Source organism: Corynebacterium sp. LK28 (genome assembly GCF_014335105.1).
Taxonomy (GTDB): Bacteria; Actinomycetota; Actinomycetes; order Mycobacteriales; family Mycobacteriaceae; genus Corynebacterium; species Corynebacterium macclintockiae.
The window spans coordinates 58,441-79,447 of the sequence record NZ_PDGZ01000001.1 but is presented as its reverse complement, the minus strand read 5'-3'; the positions used below and the strand labels follow the sequence as shown (position 1 = coordinate 79,447).

Genomic DNA, 21,007 nt, shown 5'->3' with positions numbered 1-21,007 from the left:
GACCCATGCAGGTAAAAGAAATGAGTGCAAAAGGTTAACTACAGGTTAACAGGCGCGAAAATCTCGCATTATTTCTAGTGAAATCTCAGCACCTGCCTGATCAGCGCTTACCTCTCCTCACTCCGGCACCTAAGCAAAGCACCCCGGCGCCGTCATGAACCCTCCCTCAGGCGCCCCACCCCGGCGCCATCACAGATGGCTTAAACAAACCCAATCCAGTAGAGCACCACAATCGGAATGCACAGCAGCAGCGCAATGGTGACCGCCCACGACGAGCTGATCATCCGCGTCTCCATACACAGCCGCGCCGCCCACGAAATGAATACGCGCACGTCGATGGGCAGCTTCTCCCCTGGCCCTTCGAACTCCACGTGGAGATTCCGCAGGCCGCGGTTTTCACTACTGAACTGCCCGGCCTTCTCGCCGTCGATGTCCAGCACGAAGTTCTTCTTCGTCTCCGCGATGATGGTCACGCGGTGCCGGTCGGCCTGTACCTCGTAGCGCTCCGATTTGCCGAAGCTCTTGCCGTCGCCGGTCACCGTCCAAGTGCCCGTCTGGGTCGTCGCCGAGGCAGTGCAGCCATTCTTTGTGACGCCACCGCCGCGGGACTCACCGTCTGCAGCACTGTCGGCAGCCGCAGCGCTGTCGCTGACGTTACTGTCGTCGGGGCCGTGCAGCTGCCACGTGTCGCCGCCGAAGCGGATGTTCGTGACGCCGCGCTCGTCGGCGAACTCCGCCACCTTCACCAGATCGTTGCTGGGACCTTCATAGATGGGGAACGTGTGCCCATCACTGGGCAGCCCCCAGCGGATATCGCTGGACATTCCTAGCAGCCCGCCAGTCGCTCGGCGAAGTAGCTGTGCAGATCCTCGATCTTGATGCGTTCCTGCTCCATCGTGTCGCGCTCGCGCACCGTCACAGCGTTGTCTTCCAGCGTGTCGAAGTCGACCGTGACACAGAACGGAGTACCGATCTCATCCTGTCGGCGGTAGCGGCGGCCAATCGCGCCGGAGGTGTCGTAGTCCACATTCCAGAAGCCACGCAGCTGGCCGGCGATTTTCTCCGCCGTCGGCGTCAGCGTCTCCTTCTTAGACAAAGGCAGAACGGCGACCTTAACGGGAGCCAGTCGACGGTCCAGCTTCAGCACCGTGCGGGTGTCGGTTCCGCCCTTCGCATTCGGTACTTCTTCTTCCGTGTAGGCGTCAACAAGGAAGGCCATCATCGCACGGCCAAGGCCGGCGGCGGGCTCGATGGTGTACGGAATCCAACGCTCCTCCGTGGTCTGGTCGTAGAAGCTCAGGTCCTCGCCGGAACCTTCGGAGTGGACGCGCAGGTCGTAATCAGTGCGGTTAGCCACACCCTCGAGCTCGCCCCACTTGGAGCCGTTGAAGTGGAAGGCGTACTCCACGTCGACGGTGCGCTTGGAGTAGTGGGACAGCTTCTCCTGCGGGTGCTCGTAGAGGCGCAGGTTCTCGGGCTTAATGCCCAGGTCGATGTACCACTGGTGGCGGTCATCGATCCAGTACTGGTGCCACTCTTCGTCCTCGCCCGGCTTGACGAAGAATTCCATCTCCATCTGTTCGAACTCGCGGGTGCGGAAGATGAAGTTGCCCGGGGTGATCTCGTTACGGAAGGACTTACCGACCTGCGCGATGCCGAACGGCGGCTTCTGGCGGGAGGTGGTCATCACGTTCTTGAAGTTCGTGAAGATACCCTGAGCGGTCTCCGGACGCAGGTAGTGCAGGCCTTCCTTGTCATCGACGGGACCCAGGAAGGTCTTCAGCAATCCAGAGAAAGCCTTCGGCTCGGTCCAGGCGCCGGGCTGGCCGGTCTCCGGATCGTTGATGTCGGCCAGGCCGTTTGCCGGCAGGTGGCCGTGCTTTTCCTCGTAGGCTTCCAGCAGGTGGTCGGCGCGGTAACGCTTGTGGGTGTGCAGAGACTCGACCAGCGGGTCAGTGAATACCTCCACGTGGCCGGACACTTCCCACACGCGCTTCGGCAGGATCACGGAGGAGTCCAGGCCGACAACGTCGCGGCGGGAGGTCACCATGTGGCGCCACCACTGGCGCTTGATGTTCTCCTTCAGTTCCACACCCAGTGGGCCGTAGTCCCAGGCGGAGCGGGTTCCGCCGTAAATCTCACCGCAGGGATACACCAGACCCCTACGCTTGGCTAGATTAACGACGGAATCAATGGTGCTTGCCATGGTGGGCGTATCTCCTTGGTCGGACTTTTGCTTCGGTGCAGGCTCAGCTTTCCGGCTCAGAACTTCAGCTCAGCCGTTTTAAGCTGTCGTGCCCCACATCTTAGCCTGTTCCAGGCAATAGCCGACGGTCGGGGTGGGTTCCCCCACAGCGTTTACGCGGTGTGGGAAGCACGCTCCGCGCAGTGCCTACAAAACGCTCCGCGCGGGACATAGAAAACGCTCCGCTCAAGGCAAGGAGTACCGACCGCAGAATGCTTGAAAAATAGAAAGAACCCGCGGTTAGGGGGGGGGGTAAAACCGCGGGTTCCGGCCACTCTGTCCTCACAAGGAGAATGGGGCCTGTTCCCTTATAAGCGGGAGCTGCGAGGGGGGGGGGATTACGCACACTCCCAAGGGAACTGCCTCAAATCTAGCCCGTTGCTTTCTACAAAGTCAAGCGTCTACGGAACATTGGTGAAGCATTATTTTGCACGCCCCGCCAAGCACCCGAAACTGGGCATTTCACCAGGCATTTCTACCCCTCTCTGGGGAGTGCCGGCAAGACTTATCGAAAGCTTATTGAAAACTGTCGGCTAGAGACCTAGTGTTGGTAGGTATCGCAGAGTAGCGTTGCGCACGATCGCATCCACATAGATCTGCCAGCTACAACCCCACGACAACCCCACAACTCCACCGCTCCCCCATTCAAGCGCTGAAGTTGTACCGGAGCCAATCCCCCAAGGACTCTCCCCCAAGGACTGGCACCGAGAATATATCCCAAGGAGCGAACTCACCGTGAGCACGCCAGTTAACAGCAAACTTCCGAAGATCGGCCAGCGCAGCACCCGCCAGCGGCGCGCTGTGGCGGAGGTACTCGACGGCCTCACCACGTTCTGCAGCGCTCAGGACATCCACCAAAAGCTGGTTGCCAAGGAGCACAAGGTCGGCCTGACCACCGTCTACCGCACCCTGCAGCAGATGGCTGAGGTCGGCGCTATCGATACGTTGCACGACGAATCCGGCGAAACGCTATACCGCGCCTGCGCCACCGATGATCATCACCATCACCTGGTGTGCACCTCGTGCCGCCGTACCGTGGAGATCGATGGCGGCCCGGTCGAAGAGTGGGCTGCTCAGACCGCCAACAAGTTCGGCTACGAAAAGTCCGGCCACACTGCTGAGATTTTCGGCTTGTGCGGCGACTGCCAGAAGAAGTAGCCGGCGCTACACGTTGAAGATCGAGCCCAGCAGGTACGTCGCCCCGGCAGCGCCGTAACCGATAAGTAATTGACGCAAAGCGCGTCGACCCGGCTCGACCCCAGACAACAGCCCCACCACAGAGCCGGTGAACATCAAGGCCAGCCCCACCACCACACAGGCGACGATCGCTGCGGCGGATCCGGACATGCCAAAGATGTATGGCAGTACCGGGATTAATGCTCCGACTGCGAAGCACATGAAGCTGGAGACAGCGGCGGACAGGCCTGATCCGGCGTCCTCAGCACCATCGTCTGCACCAACAACGGTGGCCTTGGCGGGATCGAAAGGCTGCTCCCCCACTGGCCGGCTGGTCTCGATGATCGAGTCGAAAACCTGGCGGGCGCGCAGGGCTGCCTCCTCCGCGCTCATACCGCGGGCGCGGTACACCAGCGCCAGCTCGTTCTGATTCACGTCCAGGTTCGGCAGCGAACGGCTGGCATTCGGATCCGGGGCGTTCGCACCCAGCAGCTCCTTCTGCGAGGTCACAGAAACGTATTCGCCCGCGGCCATCGACAGCGCACCGGCCAGCAGACCGGCGATACCTGTCACCAGCACCAAGTGGGCCGACCCACCTGTACCGACCATGCCCAGCACCAGCGCCAGGTTGGACACTAGCCCGTCATTGGCGCCGAAGATCGCCGCCCGGAAATCGCCAGACATGCGGGCGCGCCCGCGTGCCGCCAGCCCACGTACAACCTCGGCGTGAATAGCTTCGTCGGCAGCCAACCGGTCCGAGGCATCCTTGTCGGACACATACTCGTTGCGCTGCTCCGACGACTGCATCAGCGCCAGCACGAACACCGACCCGAAGCGCCGGGCCATCCAGGCCTTCATACGGGTATCCAGGCTGGCCTTCCGCGGCAGGCCGACGTATTCGCCCAGCCGGTTCTTCCAATATGCCTCGTGGCGTGCTTCAGCCTCGGCCAGCCCCAGCAGAATCTCGCGCTCCTCACCGGTGCGTTTGCGCGCCAGTTCGCGGTACACGGCTCCCTCGGCGCGCTCATTGGCGAGGTACTGCTGCCAGCGCGCGATCTGTCGCTTCGTCGGCTGCGGCTCGGTCTGCCCTGCCGTCTGCTCCGTCTGCTCCGCCTGCCCTGCCTGCCCGGTCGGCTGCGGCTGCTCTACTGCGTCGCTCACTTCACACCACCGAAGCGCCGGTCGCGCTTCGCGAACTCCAGCACCGCCGCCCGCAGGTGGTTCGGCGTGTAGTCCGGGAACAGAACATCCTGGTAGACCATCTCCGCGTAAGTGGACTGCCAAGGCAGGAAGTTAGAGGTTCGCATCTCCCCCGACGGGCGCAGGAACAGATCCACATCCGGCATGTCGGGCTCGTCCAGGTAGCGGGCGAACGTCTTCTCGTTCACCTGCCGGGGCTTCAACCGACCAGCCTTCACGTCCTCGGCGATCAGGCGCGCAGCATCCGCAATTTCCGCGCGACCGCCGTAGTTCACGCACATGCCCAAGGTCATGGTCGTGTTGTTCTTCGTCAGTTCCTCGGCTGCCTCCAGCTCCGAGATCACCGTCCGCCACAGGCGCGGGCGGCGCCCCACCCAGCGGATCCGCACTCCCAGGCTGTTCAGGTAGTCGCGCTGGCGGCGCAGCACGTCGCGGTTAAAGCCCATCAAAAAGCGCACCTCGTCGGCCGATCGGCGCCAGTTCTCGGTGGAAAACGCGTAGGCCGACAGGTAGTCCACCCCTAGCTCGATGCATTCTTCCACCAGCGACATCAGCACTGCCTCGCCCCGGCGGTGCCCCTCGGTGCGAACCATGCCGCGTTCCTCCGCCCAGCGACCATTGCCGTCCATCACTAGAGCGATGTGCTTCGGTCGGAGCTCTTGCGGGATTTCGGAACGATCCACGTGCGGATATTCGATGCTACTCACCCGTACTATCTTGCCACACGCCCGCGACCGCCCCTATAGCGCTGCGTACGCCGGGCACCCGACCTCTAGCTGCTGCCGTACGTGCGCCAGCACAAGGCGGTGCGCCGTCGCCGCGATGTCCTGCCCCTGATGGTTGCGGATTTCTTGGGCTGCTTGGTCATGACGCCCCCTTTTCAGCAACCACAACACGTGCACCGCCGCGGACGGAGGCGTGAATGCGCCCGGGGGTCTACACGTCACGCACACCGCACCCCCGGCTGCCGGGTGGAAGGCCCGGTGGGGGCCGGGTTTCCCGCACTGCGCACAGTCGACCAGGCTGGGTGCCCAACCAGCGACCTCCAGGCCATGCAGCACGAACTCGTCGGCCACGCACACGGGCGGTAGGTCTGAGGTGATGAGTTGCTGGAGTGCGGCGTCCAAAAGAAAGAAGATCGAGTTCGACGACGAAGGTTCGGCGGCGAAAACCTGGGCCATCTCCAACATCGCAGTGGCCGCGTAGAAGCGATCGACATCCGCGACGATACGCGAAGCGTAGGTGGCGACGGTGGCGGCGTCCGTGACATTGGCCAACGAACGGCCGGGGTAAATCTGCACATCGACGCGGGAAAAGCGATCCAGGCGGGCGCCGAAGCGGGACCGGGTCTTCCGGATTCCCTTGGCGACGGCGCGGATCAGACCGTGATCCTTGGTGAGTAGAACGAGGATCAGGTCGGCCTCGCCCAACTTGTAGGTACGAAGCACAAAGGCCTCGTCCCGGAAGCTGGGACGAGACCTTCTACTCATGAAGAGCAAGTATAGCGCTAGGCAGCCAGACCCCGCTGTTTGATGCGACCCCAGGCGGCTGCGGTGCTTACCAGCGCAACGGCGATCTCCATGATGACCCGGACAATCACCAGGTTGATCAGCGACTGCAGAACAATGATCAGGGTCAAGACCACCTTGGCAGCCGTGTTGTCTTCAATAGAGGAAACAGATTCCGTCTTATCGGCGCTCTCAGCGGCGCTTTGATTGAAGCCTTCGCTGTTTACCGTGATGTTGAATTGAAACGCATCAGTCCACGTTGCCAGCAAGAACAACACCAGATTCAGGGCAACGATGACGAAGGCGATGATGTACAGCACACGCAGGAAAGGCCTGGTTGCGTACTTCGAAAAATCCAGGTTGAAGAGGGAAGAAAAGAAAGATTCGTTTCCCATGGGCTACCCCCCAAAGCTGGAGTTACGCGCCTGCCGCTCGTCGATGGACTGCACCGACTGTGCAGTGCGAATGATGGAGACTGCAACTTCCAGACCAACGCGATAAAAGGCCAACCAGGCAATTGCGCCCAAGATCACCAGTGGCAGAAAGATGATGGCTGCGACAGCGGAAGATCCATCCTGGCTCATTGCAACGATCAGTCCAATAACCGCGAGCAGCACGAACAGGCCAATAACGACCATCAGCAGAGTGTACAGCACCTTCACCACGGACGGCGTGACGTAGCGGGTGAAGCTGAAGTCGAACAGGGCGGCAAAGAAGCCGTCCTTGTCCGCTCCCGTCGTCATGTTTGCCTGCTGGGCGTTCGGGTAGGCAGCCATGCCGTAAGGAGCACCTGCAGGCTCGCCATATGGAGCGGAGTTGTACTGGCCCGGCTGGCCGTAAAGGTTCTGTGGATCCTGCTGGAAAGAATCCTGCGGGTAGCCCTGGGTAAAGTCGCGGGTAAAGTCCTGGGTCTGATCCTGCGGGTTACCCTGTGCACCGCCCTGGGAATCATCAGAGCCAAACGGGTTCTGTGGAGTTGTCACTAAAGCCCTTCCTAGCGCCACCACGGGTGGCATACGTTCGCTTGTTCGCTATCGGTTAATAGGTCAATTCAACGTATCGCATTTCGCAACGTTGCACCGGGCGAACAGCATATCCCCAGGCCGGGACCGTTACCCCCGAGCTAGAACCCCATCCGCCCCAGCTGCTTCGGATCCGACTGCCAGTTCTTCGCCACCTTGATGTGCACGTCCAGGTAGATGTTCTGGTCCAGCATCTTCACGATTTCCAGCCTCGAGCGGTGGACGATGCGCGACAAGCGCCGCCCGTCCTTGCCCCGCAGAATCGCCTTCTGCCCTTCGCGTTCCACATAGATGACCGCATGGACATCCAGCACGCCTTCGCGCTGCGGGTTCGGCAGAACCTCTTCGATCTGCACGGCCACGGAGTGCGGCAGCTCGTCATGCAGACCGTCCAGCGCCGCTTCGCGGATCAGCTCCGCCATGCGGGTATCGCGATCATCATCGGTCACGTGATCGTCCGGGTAGAACTTCGGCCCCTCCGACAGGTGCTCACGCAGCACGTCCAGCAGCACATCCAGCTGCACCTGCTTGGTGGAGGAAACCGGTACCACGTCCGCCCCGTCCAGCAGCTCGTGCAGCGCCAGCAGCTGTGCGCCGACCTGGTCCTTGGAAACCTTGTCCAGCTTCGTCACCACGCCGATCAGCGGGGTTTTCGGCGCGACGTTGCGGACGGCCTCCACGATCCATCGATCACCGGGGCCGATCTTCTCGTCCGCGGGCACGCACATGGCGATGACGTCCACATCCGAGTACGTCTCCTTCACCACCTCATTCAGCCTCTCGCCCAGCAGCGTGCGTGGGCGGTGCAGACCGGGTGTGTCCACCAGGATGATCTGCGCGTCCTCGCGGTGCACAATGCCGCGGATCGGGTGGCGGGTCGTTTCCGGTTGGTCGGCGGTGATGGCGATCTTCTCCCCCACCAGCGCGTTCGTCAGGGTGGATTTACCTGTGTTGGGGCGGCCGACGAAGCTGACGAACCCGGAGCGGAAGCCCTCGGGCGCGCGGTATTCTTCCGGCACCTGCAGCTCTTCGGGGGCAACGGCCGCCCCGTCCGCACCGTCGGGCATGCCCGCGCCCGGGTCGAAGGGATCTTCGGGGATGTAAGGATCGTTCATGGTCATCAAGTATCCCTTATTGCTGTTCTTTATCGCTAGCGCTGTTAGCTTGGCCGCTGTTTCTTGTGGACGCCGCCACGGCCATACCGCCTGCCGCCCCACCATCGTGGCCGGCATCGCCAGTGCCATCAGCCTGCTGTTCGCGGCTAACCACGGCGGAACGAATCTTCACGCGCCCACGCCGATCGCGACCACCCTCGTAGCGGAAGTGTAGGCCAGCGGTCGTAATCTTCGCCCCGGGAATCGGCACCCTGCCCAACTCGAAGGCACCGAGTCCGTAAACCGTATCCACTTCCTCGTGCTGTTCTTCGCTGAACTCCACGTCGCCGTAGAGTTCCTCCAGCTCGTCCAGGGACAGTCGCGCCTGCACCCGGTAGCTGCCGTCGTCCAGCGGCTCGATCGGCGCTTGTTCGGAAGCATCGTATTCGTCCGCGATCTCGCCGACGATTTCCTCCAGAATGTCCTCAATGGAGATCAACCCGGCCACTGCACCGTATTCGTCGATGAGCATCGCGATGTGCACCTGGTCGCGCTGCATGTCCTCCAACAGGTCATCCAGCTTCCGAGAATCGGGCACGAACACCGGCGGACGCATGCAGTCCCGCACCAATGTGGAGCTGCCGCCGTCGCGCATGTGATAGGTCTCTGCGATGAGGTCTTTGAGGTAAATGACGCCCACAATGTCGTCCACATCATCGCCCACCACAGGCAGGCGGGAAAGACCGGTGCGCACGCATAGACTGGTCGCCTGCCCTGCGGTTTTATCAGCCTCGATCCACACCATTTCCGGCCGCGGCACCATCACGGAGCGCGCCGACGTGCTGGCGAGGTCAAACACGGATTGGATCATCTTCCGCTCGTCGTGCTCCACCACGCCACGTTCGGAGGCAATGTCCACCATCTCACGTAGCTCAATTTCGGAGGCGAAGGGGCCGTTGCGGAAACCCCGGCCGGGCGTCAACACATTACCGGCGCGCACCAGCAGCTTGGCGATGGGGCTTAAGAGCTTGGATAGCCCCAGCAGGATCGGGGCGGTGGCCAGGCTAATTGTGTACGGATTTTGCCTACCAAGCGTGCGCGACAGCACGCCGATCAGGATGAATGTCAGCAGCGTGACGATCAGGATGGCCGTGGCATAGGCCCAGCCGCGCGAGCCCATCAGCTGCACGCAGGCGGAGGAAGCCAACACCGCGCCGGAGACCTCGCAGATGGTGCGGAGCAGCACCAACAGGTTGATGTGCCCGGCGCGCCCCTCTAGCACCCGTTCCAACCGGACCGCGCCCGGGCGGTCCTCCTTGACCAGGTTTTCCACCCGAGCGGCGGAGAGGGAGGACACTGCGGCCTCCACCAGCGAAAGCACGCCGCCGAGAACAAGGGCGAGGACTGCAAAGGGAATGGCTAAGGGGATGTCGATTGTCATGAATTAGATTCAGTATCGCCGGGGTTGTCGCCGTGGGTATCGTCGCGGGTATCGCCGTGGGTATCGTCGCGGTCTGCAGCGCTGGGGAACGCCCCGGCGCCCGTGGGCTTGGGGGCGAAGCTCACCCCACGCTCTTCCTGCGAGTCGTACCAATTGGCCAGGATCTCGTTCTGCAGGGCGAACATCTTCTGTTCTTCTTCCGGGGTGACGTGGTCGAACCCCAGCAGGTGCAGCACGCCGTGGACGGTCAGCAGATCCAGCTCGTGTGCCAGGGAATGGCCCGCGCGCGCCGCCTGTCCCTCGGCGAAGTCGGGGCACAGCATAATGTCGCCCAGCATCGCCGGTGAGGGCTCCGCCGCGTCCTTGCGGCCCCAACCGGGCGTCAATTCGTCCATAGGAAAGCTCATCACGTCGGTAGGACCGGGCAGATCCATCCAGCGAACATGCAGGTCCTCCATGGTCTCCAGGTCCACGATGTGGATGGAAAGCTCGGCGGCCGGGTGCACGTCGAGGGTCCACAGGGCGTAGCGGGCGACGTCGATCAGCTCTTCCTCGTTGACCTCGCCGCGGCCGGATTCGTTAAAAACTTCGATGCTCATGGGTGCTAGTTGCCTCTTCGTAAGTGCTTCAATTCTTGGTCGCTGCTAGATTTCGTTTTCCATCTCATAGGTGCCGTAAGCCTCCACGATCTTGGAGACCAAACGGTGGCGCACCACGTCGTCCGAATCCAGGTTGATGATCGAAACGCCATCCACGCCCAGCAGGACCTGGCGGGCGACCTTCAGCCCAGATTCCTGCCGATCCGGCAGATCCACCTGGCTCAGGTCGCCGGTGACCACCATCTTGGAGCCGAAGCCCAGGCGGGTGAGGAACATCTTCATCTGCGCCGGGGTGGTGTTCTGCGCCTCGTCCAAAACCACGAAGGAATCGTTGAGGGTGCGGCCGCGCATGTAGGCCAGTGGCGCGACCTCGATCACGCCGGTATCCATCAACCGCGGGATCGTCTCCGGATCCACCATTTCTCGCAGCGCATCGTGCAGCGGGCGCAGGTAGGGGTCAATCTTGTCACTGAGGGTGCCGGGCAGGAAGCCCAGCTTCTCCCCTGCCTCCACGGCTGGGCGGGTCAGGATAATGCGGTTGACCTGCTTGGACTGCAAGGCCTGAACCGCCTTCGCCATCGCCAGATAGGTCTTGCCGGTTCCTGCAGGGCCGATGCCGAACACAATGGCATCCTCGTCGATGGCCTCCACATACTCGCGCTGGCCGGGAGTCTTGGCGCGCACGGTCTTGCCACGGTAGGAGACGATGGGCGCGAGGTCGCCACTGGAAATCAACTCCGTGGCCTGCTTCTCCACCAGGGAAATGGCTCGCCGCGTGGCCGCGGGATCCACCGCGTGACCGCGATCCACCAGATTGATCATCTCCTGCAACACCCGGCGTGCCTGGGAGACCTCGGAGGCCTCGCCACGGATCGTCACGCGATTGCCGCGGGTCAGGATGTCCGTATCGAAGGCGAGCTCCAGCACCCGTAGGTTTTCATCTGCCGGGCCGGCGACAGCCACGATGGAATCCGGGTCGAACTCCACAGTAGAGCTGGCTACGCGGGGGCGCGGTGACCTGGCGGAGTTGGAAGACGTCATGTGAATAGATCCTACCGCCAACGCTCCGTCACAGCGCCGATGGCGCCCAGGGCCACCGCCGCGGCGGTGGCGGTGCGCAGCACCTCCGGCCCCAGCCGGACCGGGGTGGCACCCAACTGTGCCAACTCTTCCAGCTCCTCGCGGCCGATGCCTCCTTCTGGTCCGACCACCAGAGCCAGCTCGGCGGCACCCGCGGACACCGCGGCGGTCACGGCCGCGGGAAGCGGCTCGGTAGCTTCCTCGTGCAGTACCAGCACGCGGGTGGTGTCGGCTGCGCCGGTGTTCCCGGCAGCGCCACTGTTATCGGCGGCGCCACTGTTGCCGACTGCGCCGGCCTCTCCGAGCTCTAGCACCCGGGCGAGTTCCCGCGGACTACGCACCAGCTGGGTGACCTCCGGGATCTGCAGGCGGCGGGACTGCTTCGCCGCCGCGCGGGCAGCGTTCTCCCACTTCGCGTGCGCCTTGGCCTCCTTGCCATCCCACTTCGCGATCGCCCTGCGGGCCGCCCACGGGACAATCCGATCCACGCCCGCCTGCACCATCAGGTCCACAGCCAGTTCCGCCCGGTCGGACTTTGGAATCGCCTGCACCACCGTCACCCGCGGGTGCGGGACGGGAAGCTGCAGAATGTCGGCGACCTCCACGGTGGCGTCACCAAGAAAAGAACACTGCACCGCGCGAGTGGTGCCGTCGGTGACAACCAACCCCTCCCCGACCTCGAGACGCTTGACGGTGGCGTGCTTGGCCTCCGCGCCGGTCAGCGGGAAGCGATCCCCGGCCGCGATGGGCTCGGGGATGGGGTGGATGAACACCGGATCGGTCATGGGCTAACGGCCAAACTTCGAGCGGAGGCGGGAGAAGAAGCCGTCGTGCGACTCGTCCTTGGTGGCCACACCGGCGTTCTGGGAGCTAGCCTCGCGCAGCTGCTCCAACAGGTCGCGCTGCTTGTGGCTCAGGTCGGTGGGGATCATGACTTCCACGTGGGCGATCAGCGAACCGTGGCCTTCGCGGCGCAGGTGCGGCATGCCCTTATCCGACAGGCGGATGGTGGCATCCGGCTGGGTGCCGGGGGCGATGTCCACAGTGGCGACGGAATCGTCCAGCAGCTTCACTTCCACGGAGGTGCCCAAGGTCGCCTCTACCGCCGGGACCTGCAGGTTCACGTGCAGATCGTCGGATTCGCGGATGAAGTAGGGGTGCTCGGTGGTGTGTACCTCCACGTACAGGTCACCGGCCGGGCCACCACCGGGGCCGACCTCGCCCTTACCGCTCATGCGCAGACGCATGCCGTCGGAGATACCAGCGGGGATAGAGACCTTGAGGGTCTGACGATCGCGCACGCGCCCGTCGCCCGCGCAGTTTTCGCACGGATCCTGGATGACCTCGCCGGTGCCCGCGCAGCGGTGGCAGGCGCGGCGAACCTGCACGCGCCCCAGCATGGAGTTCTGCAGCTCCATGACCTCACCCACACCCTGGCAGGTAGGGCAGGTCACAGGGGCTGCCTTAGAGGCAGAGCCGGTGCCGTCGCACACGTCGCACAACACGGCGGTTTCCACGGTGATCTCGCGATCCACGCCGGCGTAGATTTCCTCCAGTGAAGCCTCGATCTTCACCAGGGCATCGTTGCCGCGGCGCACGCGGGACTGGCGCGGCCCACGCTGGCCACCACCACCGCCGCCGAAGAACGCATCGAAGATGTCCCCCAGGCCACCGCCACCGAAGCCGCCGAAGCCGCCCGCTCCCGGCTGGCCGAAGCCCTGCTCTTCCGGATCCCCACCGGCGTCCACGATCTGGCGCTTCTGCGGGTCGGTCAGCACCTCCTGGGCAAGGGAGATTTCGCGGAACTTCTCCGCGGCCTCTTCAGAAGGGTTGACGTCGGGGTGGTACTTGCGAGCCAGGCGGCGGTACGCCTTCTTGATTTCGGCGTCCGTAGCGTCGCGATCCACACCGAGGATTCCGTAATAGTCTCGAGCCACGTTCAGCGGGTCCTTTTCACGTCTATCTTGAGTTGCTTGCGGTTGCTTGCAGTTACTTGCAGTTGCTTATCTGCGGTCTTATTCCTAAACCAACTGCATTAGTCTACTATTCCTACTCTTCGCTCAAAATCCGCGAGACGTAGTGCGCCACGGCCGTCACCGAGGAAATCGTGCCGGAGTAGTCCAGGTGCGTCGGGCCCACCACACCCATGCCGCCGAGCACCGCGTTGGCGTTGCCATAGCCGGTAGATACGACGGAGGCCCCGCGCAGCTCCTCGTCCTCATTCTCCTCACCGATGCTCACCTGTACATGCAGGTCGCGCACGCTATTCAGCAGTTTCAGCACCACCACTTGTTCCTCCAGCGCCTCCACCACGGGTGTCAGCTCCGAGGTGCGCATCAGGTTCGGGGTGCCCGCCAGGATCAGCCGGTCGTTGGGCCGCTCCAGCAGGGTCTCCACCAGCACGGTCGTCACCACAAGCGCAACGTCCCGCAGTTCCTCCGGCATGCTGTTGCCCTTGGCCTCGCTGGCCAGCGCGGCGATGTTCGTGCATGCGTCGTCGAGGGTGCGCCCCACCATCGCGGAGTTCACCAGGTCGCGCAGCCGCGGCAGGTCGTCGTCGCTGATCGGCTGGCCCAGATCCACGTTGCGCTGGTCCACGCGCCCAGTATCGGTGATCAGCACCAGCAGAATGCGGTGGCTTCCCAGCTTCACCAGTTCGCAGTGCTTCACCCGGCCACGCCGCAAGTCCGGCATCTGCACCACCGCCACCTGGCGGGTGAGCTGCGATAGCAGCTGCACGCTGCGGCGCAGCACGTCTTCCAGGTCCACGCCGTTTTCCAAGAAGTCCAGGATCGCGCGCCGCTCGGGCGTGCTGAGTGGCTTGATATCGTGGATGCCATCGACGAAGCGCCGGTAGCCCTTCACCGTGGGAATGCGCCCGGAGGACGCATGCTGTTGCGTGATGTACCCCTCGGCTTCCAGCACCGCCATGTCGTTGCGAATCGTCGCCGAGGAAACACCCAGTTGGTGCCTGTCCACCAGCATTTTCGATCCCACCGGTTCGTGCAGGGCGATGAAGTCGCTGACGATCGCCCGCAGCACCTGGTTCCGTCTGTGTTCAGTTCCGCTGGACAGTATCTTCACCCCTTACGTGAGTCCGGCTATAGCCCGAGCGCCAGCACAATATCGGTGACTATGCCGTCGGCTAGGTAGCGCCCTTTATCCGTCAATCTTAGGCGCTCGCCGCGATTGTCCAGCAGCCCCAGGCCGGTATATCGCTCAATCACCCGCTGGAGCTCGGCATTCTCATCGCTACCGGCTAGCTGCAGCCCTTCGGCCAGTCGCAGCTGCAGCATCACTTGTTCGGTGCGCAGGTCGTCGTTGCTTAAGCGCTCGGTCGTCACCACCGACCCTGGTACGGGTAGGCCGTCCTTTCTTGTGGACGCCCCTTCGCCCTCGCCCAGCAGACCATCCCAATAGGTCGCTGGACGTTTCGCATTCACCAGCCTCACCAGGCCAGACTCGCTGTGCCGCTCCCCGCGCAGCCGCACGCATCCGTGGGCGCCGGGGCCGGCGCCCCACCACTGCCCGGAGCGCCAATAAATCAGGTTGTGCTGGCATTCGCCGCCGGGTTTGGCCCAGTTAGAGACCTCGTACCAGTTAAACCCGGCCTGGCGCAGGCGGGCGTCGATGGCGTCATAACGATCAGCGAGGGTGTCCTCGTCCGGGGCGGGCAGCTCGCCGCGCCGCACCTTCCGCGCCATGGCCGTGCCATCCTCGACGATCAGGGAGTAGGCGGAGACGTGGTCGACGTCGGCCTCCAGCACCGCGTCGAGGGTGCGCTGCAGGTCCTCGTCGGTCTCGGTGGGGGTGCCGTAGATAACGTCCAGATTGATGTGCTCGAAGCCCGCCCGCTTGGCCTCGCGGGTCGCCTCGATGGGGCGGCCTGGGGTGTGCTGGCGCTCCAGAACCTTCAGCACATGCCCCATGGCGGACTGCATGCCTAAGGAAATGCGGTTGAAGCCAGCTTCGCGCAGGTGCTCAAAGAACTCCGGGCTGGTGGATTCCGGGTTCGCCTCGGTGGTGACCTCCGCATCGGCGGCCAGGCCAATCGTTCGCCGGGCGGCATTAAGCGCCCGGGCCAGCCCCTCGTGCCCCAGCATGGAGGGCGTTCCGCCGCCGAAGAAGACGGTCTGCACCTCGCCGGGGTAATCCCACACCTCGGCGGCGACCTCCAGCTCGCGTTCCAGCGCATCCAGGTAGCCGGAAATGGTGTTGCCATCCACAGCCCTGCCTTCTATAGCGCTGCCTTCGGCCGCGCTGAGCTCCTGCGGAGTGTACGTGTTGAAGTCGCAATAGCCGCAGCGGGTAGAGCAAAAGGGAACGTGGATATAAAGGCCGTGCATACTACTAGACTGCCGTGCCGCGCTTCCGGCGCTGCAGTCGGCCGACGATCTCCTCCACCCGGGCGCGCTCGACCAGGAACTCCGGTGGCGCCTCGCCGCGCATACCCGCGGCCAGCTCCGGCTGGCGGTCAATCACCTCGCGCCACTGGGCAACCAGCTCCATCGTGCGCTGTTCGGCCTTCACATAAACCTGCGGCAGCAGAACGGACTGGGATTCCAGCGCGCACTGGGTCTGGTTGACTACCCAATCCTCCACCTCGCGCAGATCCGCGCGGATGTGCTCGGCTTGTTCGCGCAGCCACATGCGCCAGGAGGCCGTGGAGGCCATCGTCGCTGGGGCGGAATTCTGCGCCCCAGCAGGGGAACGGTCAGCGTTGCTGGGGTTGGTGGCGGTGGAGGCGGTGGCGTCACCAAAAGAACCACGAAGACGCGCACCCACCTGGCGGGAGGCGCCGGGCTTTTTATGCATGAAGCTCAAGGTGCGGCCGGGGTGCGGGTAATCGCCGCTGGTGGTGGTACCAAGGGCGCGTGGGGTGCGGGAGGGGGTCACGCCCGACATGCTGCCCGCGCGCACGCCGGAGACGAAGGCTTGGCGCAGGCCGTTGAGCTCGGACAGGCCGGGGCGGACCTCCGCGCGCCCCTCCGCGACGATCTCCTCCAACTCAAGCAGGCAGTCTTCCACCAGGTCGGCATCCCAATCGGCGATGGCCTGGGAGACGTGGTTGATGTAATCGGCGATTTCGTCGCCAATGTCGTAGATGTTTTGGGTGAGCTCGCGAACGCGCAGGGCAGCGTCGTAGTGCACGCGTTCTCCTCTCCCCGAGCCCGTCAGTAGCCCAACATCTGGTGGTTGATATCGCGACTAACTTTAAAACACGAACACCGGCCCTGCGCGGAGGCTTGGCCGGTGTGGTGGGGTGGAATTCTTAACTTATTTTGAGTTGTAGATCCAGGCGATATCGTCGGCGAAGTTCTTCGCTACAACGAAGCGCTTCAGCTTCAGCGACGGGGTGACCTCGTCGTTCTCCTCCGTGAAGTCGCGGTGGACGATGCGGAACTTCTTGATGCCCTCGGCGTGGGAGACAGTAGCGTTGGCCTCGTTGATCGCGTCCTGGATCTCGGAGCGCAGAACCGGGTTCTTCGCCAGCTCGCGGATGGAAACACTGTCCGCGATGCCATTGTTTTCCTTCCACTTCTTGGCTGCTTCCTCGTCCAGGGAGATCAAGGCGCCGACGAACTTCTGGTCATCGCCCACGACCATGGCCTGGGAGATCAGCGGGGCGGAGCGCAGGATGTCCTCCATCGGGCCAGGCGAGACATTCTTGCCGCCGGCGGTCACGATGATTTCCTTCTTGCGGCCGGTGATCTTCAGGTGGCCGGTGGGCAGCAGCTTGCCCAGGTCGCCGGTGCGGTAGAAGCCGTCCTCGGTGAAGGATTCCGCGGTGGCTTCCTCGTTCTCCCAGTAACCCGCGAAGACCATGTCGCCCTTCAGCAGGATCTCGCCGTCGTCGTCGATCTTGACGGTGATGCCACCCAGCGGGCGGCCGACGGTGCCGATGATGTTGTCCGGGGCGAAGTTAGTGCAGGCTGCGGCGGTGCACTCGGTCAGGCCGTAGCCCTCGTACAGGGTCACACCCACACCGCGGAAGAAGTGCATGAGCTCCGGGTTCAGTGCGGAGCCGCCGGAGATCGCGTAGTCCAGCTCGCCACCCATGGCCTCACGGACCTTGGAGTAGACCAGCTTGTCGCCGATCGCACGGTTGATTTTCTGCTTCAGGCTCGGCCCCTCTTCGGTATCGAGCGCGTGGGAGTAGTCGACTGCGGCGCGTTCTGCGAAGTTGAAGATCTTTGCCTTGACGCCGCCGCCCTCCGTGGCCTTGGACTTCACGCCCGCGTGGACCTTTTCAAAGATGCGAGGCACAGAGCAGATCAGGTTCGGCTTGGTGCGCTGGAACTCTGCGACCAGCGTGCTCATGTCGCTCCAGTGGGTCTGGGTAGCGCCACCGACGGTCGCGGCGTGCGCCATTGCGCGGGAGAACACGTGCGCCAGGGGCAGGAAGGTCAGCTTGCGGTAGCCGAAGGACGCGGCGCGGCCGACCGGGTGGGTCAGGATGGCGCGAGCCTCTGCCAGCCAGTTGTGGTGGGTCAGCTTGCAGCCCTTGGGGCGGCCCGTGGTGCCGGAGGTGTAAACGATGGAGGCGACGTCGGTGTGCCGGGTGTTGGCGATGCGCTCCTCCAGAACCTCCTGCTGAATACCGGCTTCCTTGCCGTCGTTAATCAGGATGTCGATCGCGCCGCTGTTGAGCTCCAGCACGCGGTTGAGGTGCGCGGAGTCGTCGCCCTCCGGGCGGTCGCCTTCCTTGACGAAGGTGGACAGGCGGGTGGTGTGGCCAGACTTCTCAGAGATAGCCAGCTTCGCGCCGGAGTTGCCCACGATCCACTCGCACTGGGAGGTGGAAGAGGACGGGTAGATCGGCACGGTGATCGCACCGGCGGCCCAGATGGCGTAGTCCAGAACGGTCCACTCGTAGCGGGTGTCGGACATGATAACCACGCGATCGCCAGGCTCGATACCGTTGGCGACCAGGCCCTTGGCTACCGCGTACACGTCGTCCAGGAACTCGGCGACGGTGACGTCCACCCAGTCGAAGTTCTTCGGGCGCTTAAACAGCACCCCATCCGGGGACTCGGCACCAAGATCGCGAACTGCCGATAGGCAGGTCTCGTGCTCGTCGATCGTATATAGGGCTTCAGAGGTGTACTCCGTCATGCTGCTCCCTTTGCTTATGTCCTGACAGTTGCCTGACCTGGTTTTTTACGTGAAAAACGGGCGCATCTTGGGTTTGATCGCCCGTCGCTTCAACGTGATTAATACTTCTACAACCATATATGAGTGGTGTGGGTCACGCCGAACCTTCACTAAAAATGTACCGCGAGATCCCGCCCACGCTAACCCCGGCTTCCTCCCGCTACCCTCCGCTCCCCCATGAACTCTGGTCAAAAGAGTGGAAGAAGCTCTGCTCAACCTGCACAATGGCAGTTGTGACTAGCTCTGTGGAACCCGGCGGACAGATCGCCCCCGATGTCAACGCAATCCTCAACGAACTGGCTGCCGAATGCGGTGTGGCCACCTGGTACACCGGCCAAAACGGCCAGCGGGTGGATGTGAAAAGCAGCACCGTACTTTTCGCGCTCCGCGAGTTGGGGCTGAATCTGCCGGAGGATCCATCTGCACTGACCGAAGAGGTTGTGCAGACCGCCATCGAGGATCTGCTGCGCACCCGCTACAGCCGCATGATCGCCCCTACCATCACCGCCATCGCCGACCGCCCGCGCACGCTGCACGTCCACTGCATCGATGGCGAATCTTTGCAGGTGCGGGTCCGCACCGAGGACGGCGACACGATCGAGCTGGAACAGCTCAACGAGTGGGTGGACCCCATCACTGTCGGCGCGGAAGCCACCGCGACCACCTTCGGCACCGCCACTTTCCAACTGCCCGCCCTACCCGCCGGCTGGCACCAGATCGAGGCGCAGGCGGAATCCACCGAAGCGACCTCCACCCTGCTGGTCTCCCCGCAGTCGCTGGAACTGCCTGAAGCCCCACGCGCCGGAGTGATGGCGCAGCTGTATTCCCTGCGCGATAAAGGCGCCTGGGGAGTCGGCGACTACGGAACGCTGGAGGTTTTGAGCAACTCACTGCAGAAGCTCGGCGGGGCGGACTTCGTGCTGGTCAACCCCATGCACGCTGCGGAAGCCGCTCCCCCGGTGGAGGATTCCCCCTACCTGCCGACCACCCGCCGCTACACCAACCCCATCTACATCCGGGTGGAAAACACGCCCGAGTACGCCGCACACCCCGAGCTCCACGCGGAAATCCAGCAGCTGGCCGAGCCACTGAAAAAGCGCAACCACACCGCTGAATTGTTGGAGCGGGACCCGGTGGTGGCGTCCAAAATTAAGGCACTGCACCTGCTGTACACCGCAGGGATCGGCGACGAGCGCACCGCGCAGCTGCGCGACTTCCGCGAGCGCGAGGGCGAAGGCTTGGTGGGCTTCACCGAATGGTGCGAACGCGCGGCTAATGATCCAGCACTGACCAGCGACTTCTTCGCCTGGATGCAGATGCTGTGCCAGGAACAGGAGCTACACGCGCAGCAAACGCTGACCGAGCACATGAGCATCGGCCTCATGGCGGATCTGGCCGTCGGCGTGCACCCCGGCGGCGCGGACGCCCAGACCCTGGCCGACGTGTTAGCCCCTGGAGCCAGCGTTGGCGCCCCACCTGACGGCTACAACCAACAGGGTCAGGACTGGTCCCAACCCCCATGGCACCCGTGGAAGCTGGCCGAAGAGGGCTACCGTCCGTGGCGCGACATGCTGCGCACGATCCTGCGCACCGCCGGTGGCATCCGCATCGACCACGTGCTGGGGCTTTTCCGCCTGTGGTGGATCCCGCGGATGGAATCGCCGACGCTCGGCACGTACGTTACCTACGACCACGAGGCTCTGGTCGGCGCGCTGGTGCTGGAAGCTCACCGCGCCGGCGCTGTCGTGGTCGGCGAGGATCTGGGCACCTTCGAGCCGTGGGTGCAGGACTACTTGGCCAGCCGTGGCGTGATGGGCACCTCAATCGTCTGGTTTGAGGGCGACGCAAATGGGGCCAAGGCTCCGGAGGCATACCGCCGCACCTGCCTGACCTCCGTGACCACGCACGACCTGCCGCCGACCGCCAGCTACCTGCGCGGCGGGCACATCGACCTGCGCGAAGAGCTGGGAGTGCTGACCCGCAGCTCGGATGAGGAATTCGCCGAGGATGCCAACTGGCAGGTCGACGTGCTGGGGACTATTGCCCGCCACGGCGCCTTCCAGGGTATGGACTGCGAAAGCTACTTCCTCAACGACCTGCGCCACGAGCTGGACGACCCGCGGCACGGGCGCGAGCGCCGCCCGGACGTCTCGTACATCCTGCGCGCCATGCACCGCTACATCGCGCAGACCCCGTCGCTGCTGCGCTGCGCCGCCCTGGTGGATCTAGTGGGTGACCTGCGCGCACAGAACCAGCCGGGCACTACGCAGGATCTGTATCCGAACTGGCGGGTGCCGCTGTGCGATGGGCAGGGCAACCCGGTGCTAGTGGAGGATCTGCCGAACATCCAGCTGGCCCGCGAGGTGCTGTCCGCCACCCGCGGCGAAGGCTAGAGGGCGAGGGTTAGAAGAATGTGGTGGCCAGCCAGGCCACCAGCAGCAGAACCAGCAGCAAAGCCAAAGCCTGGCGCACCTTAGAGTGGTGTTT

Annotated in this window: 19 protein-coding genes; 2 read left to right on the top strand and 17 right to left on the bottom strand. The window is 63.6% G+C overall.

Annotated elements, in window-relative coordinates; genetic code table 11:
• Positions 1–200: 200 nt before the first annotated feature.
• Together CRD15_RS00350 and CRD15_RS00345 are read right to left on the bottom strand one after the other, a co-directional pair.
• The gene (locus tag CRD15_RS00350) at positions 201–824 is read right to left on the bottom strand and encodes a hypothetical protein (RefSeq protein ID WP_034993090.1); all 624 of its coding nucleotides are present in this window, start codon (positions 822–824) and stop codon (positions 201–203) included.
• Positions 825–826: 2 nt separating this feature from the next.
• A complete protein-coding gene (locus tag CRD15_RS00345; protein WP_187401633.1) occupies positions 827–2,206 on the bottom strand; it encodes a glycine--tRNA ligase in 1,380 nt (459 codons plus the stop codon).
• Positions 2,207–2,980: 774 nt separating this feature from the next.
• Here CRD15_RS00345 and CRD15_RS00340 point away from each other — a divergent pair.
• Positions 2,981–3,403, top strand: coding sequence for a Fur family transcriptional regulator (locus tag CRD15_RS00340; RefSeq protein WP_034967108.1), 423 nt, complete (start codon positions 2,981–2,983; stop codon positions 3,401–3,403).
• A gap of 6 nt (positions 3,404–3,409) precedes the next feature.
• Here CRD15_RS00340 and CRD15_RS00335 read toward each other — a convergent pair whose 3' ends face one another.
• The 15 genes from CRD15_RS00335 to CRD15_RS00265 all read right to left on the bottom strand — a co-directional run bounded on the left by CRD15_RS00335 (position 3,410) and on the right by CRD15_RS00265 (position 18,481).
• On the bottom strand, positions 3,410–4,582 hold the full coding sequence (locus CRD15_RS00335; protein WP_370546756.1) for a VIT1/CCC1 transporter family protein: 1,173 nt from the start codon (positions 4,580–4,582) through the stop codon (positions 3,410–3,412).
• Entirely contained in the window at positions 4,579–5,328 is a 750-nt protein-coding gene (locus CRD15_RS00330; RefSeq protein ID WP_080716057.1) for an isoprenyl transferase, read from the bottom strand. The genes CRD15_RS00335 and CRD15_RS00330 overlap by 4 nt, the downstream gene beginning before the upstream one ends.
• Before the next feature lie 33 nt (positions 5,329–5,361).
• On the bottom strand, positions 5,362–6,111 hold the full coding sequence (gene recO, locus CRD15_RS00325) for a DNA repair protein RecO (protein ID WP_034974726.1): 750 nt from the start codon (positions 6,109–6,111) through the stop codon (positions 5,362–5,364).
• Positions 6,112–6,128: 17 nt separating this feature from the next.
• Positions 6,129–6,524 carry a DUF4282 domain-containing protein gene (locus CRD15_RS00320; RefSeq protein ID WP_034967102.1) on the bottom strand — a complete coding sequence of 132 codons (396 nt, stop codon included), beginning with the start codon at positions 6,522–6,524 and terminating at the stop codon, positions 6,129–6,131.
• Between the two features lie 3 nt (positions 6,525–6,527).
• Positions 6,528–7,112 (bottom strand): DUF4282 domain-containing protein, encoded by a 585-nt coding sequence (locus CRD15_RS10175; RefSeq protein WP_035001711.1) that lies wholly within the window; start codon positions 7,110–7,112, stop codon positions 6,528–6,530.
• Positions 7,113–7,252: 140 nt separating this feature from the next.
• Positions 7,253–8,272 carry a GTPase Era gene (gene era / locus CRD15_RS00310; protein WP_034992254.1) on the bottom strand — a complete coding sequence of 340 codons (1,020 nt, stop codon included), beginning with the start codon at positions 8,270–8,272 and terminating at the stop codon, positions 7,253–7,255.
• Between the two features lie 10 nt (positions 8,273–8,282).
• On the bottom strand, positions 8,283–9,686 hold the full coding sequence (locus tag CRD15_RS00305; protein WP_034992257.1) for a hemolysin family protein: 1,404 nt from the start codon (positions 9,684–9,686) through the stop codon (positions 8,283–8,285).
• The gene (gene ybeY / locus CRD15_RS00300; protein ID WP_187401632.1) at positions 9,683–10,285 is read right to left on the bottom strand and encodes an rRNA maturation RNase YbeY; all 603 of its coding nucleotides are present in this window, start codon (positions 10,283–10,285) and stop codon (positions 9,683–9,685) included. The genes CRD15_RS00305 and ybeY overlap by 4 nt, the downstream gene beginning before the upstream one ends.
• 45 nt (positions 10,286–10,330) lie before the next feature.
• Positions 10,331–11,326 (bottom strand): PhoH family protein, encoded by a 996-nt coding sequence (locus CRD15_RS00295; protein ID WP_034974701.1) that lies wholly within the window; start codon positions 11,324–11,326, stop codon positions 10,331–10,333.
• 11 nt (positions 11,327–11,337) lie between these two features.
• Positions 11,338–12,150, bottom strand: a complete 813-nt coding sequence (locus CRD15_RS00290) for a 16S rRNA (uracil(1498)-N(3))-methyltransferase (RefSeq protein ID WP_187401631.1) — start codon at positions 12,148–12,150, stop codon at positions 11,338–11,340.
• A gap of 3 nt (positions 12,151–12,153) precedes the next feature.
• Complete coding sequence (gene dnaJ / locus CRD15_RS00285) at positions 12,154–13,302, bottom strand: molecular chaperone DnaJ (protein WP_035001709.1); 1,149 nt, start codon at positions 13,300–13,302, stop codon at positions 12,154–12,156.
• A gap of 112 nt (positions 13,303–13,414) precedes the next feature.
• A complete protein-coding gene (gene hrcA, locus CRD15_RS00280; RefSeq protein WP_034967190.1) occupies positions 13,415–14,440 on the bottom strand; it encodes a heat-inducible transcriptional repressor HrcA in 1,026 nt (341 codons plus the stop codon).
• A 26-nt stretch (positions 14,441–14,466) separates the two neighbouring features.
• Positions 14,467–15,711: a radical SAM family heme chaperone HemW gene (gene hemW / locus CRD15_RS00275; protein WP_187401630.1), complete on the bottom strand. Its 1,245-nt coding sequence runs from the start codon at positions 15,709–15,711 to the stop codon at positions 14,467–14,469.
• A 4-nt stretch (positions 15,712–15,715) separates the two neighbouring features.
• Positions 15,716–16,516, bottom strand: coding sequence for a hypothetical protein (locus tag CRD15_RS00270; protein ID WP_034967082.1), 801 nt, complete (start codon positions 16,514–16,516; stop codon positions 15,716–15,718).
• 126 nt (positions 16,517–16,642) lie between these two features.
• Positions 16,643–18,481: a long-chain fatty acid--CoA ligase gene (locus CRD15_RS00265; protein WP_187401629.1), complete on the bottom strand. Its 1,839-nt coding sequence runs from the start codon at positions 18,479–18,481 to the stop codon at positions 16,643–16,645.
• A 263-nt stretch (positions 18,482–18,744) separates the two neighbouring features.
• Between CRD15_RS00265 and CRD15_RS00260 the strand changes: the two genes are divergently transcribed.
• Positions 18,745–20,913, top strand: coding sequence for a 4-alpha-glucanotransferase (locus CRD15_RS00260; protein ID WP_187401628.1), 2,169 nt, complete (start codon positions 18,745–18,747; stop codon positions 20,911–20,913).
• Positions 20,914–21,007: the final 94 nt, after the last annotated feature.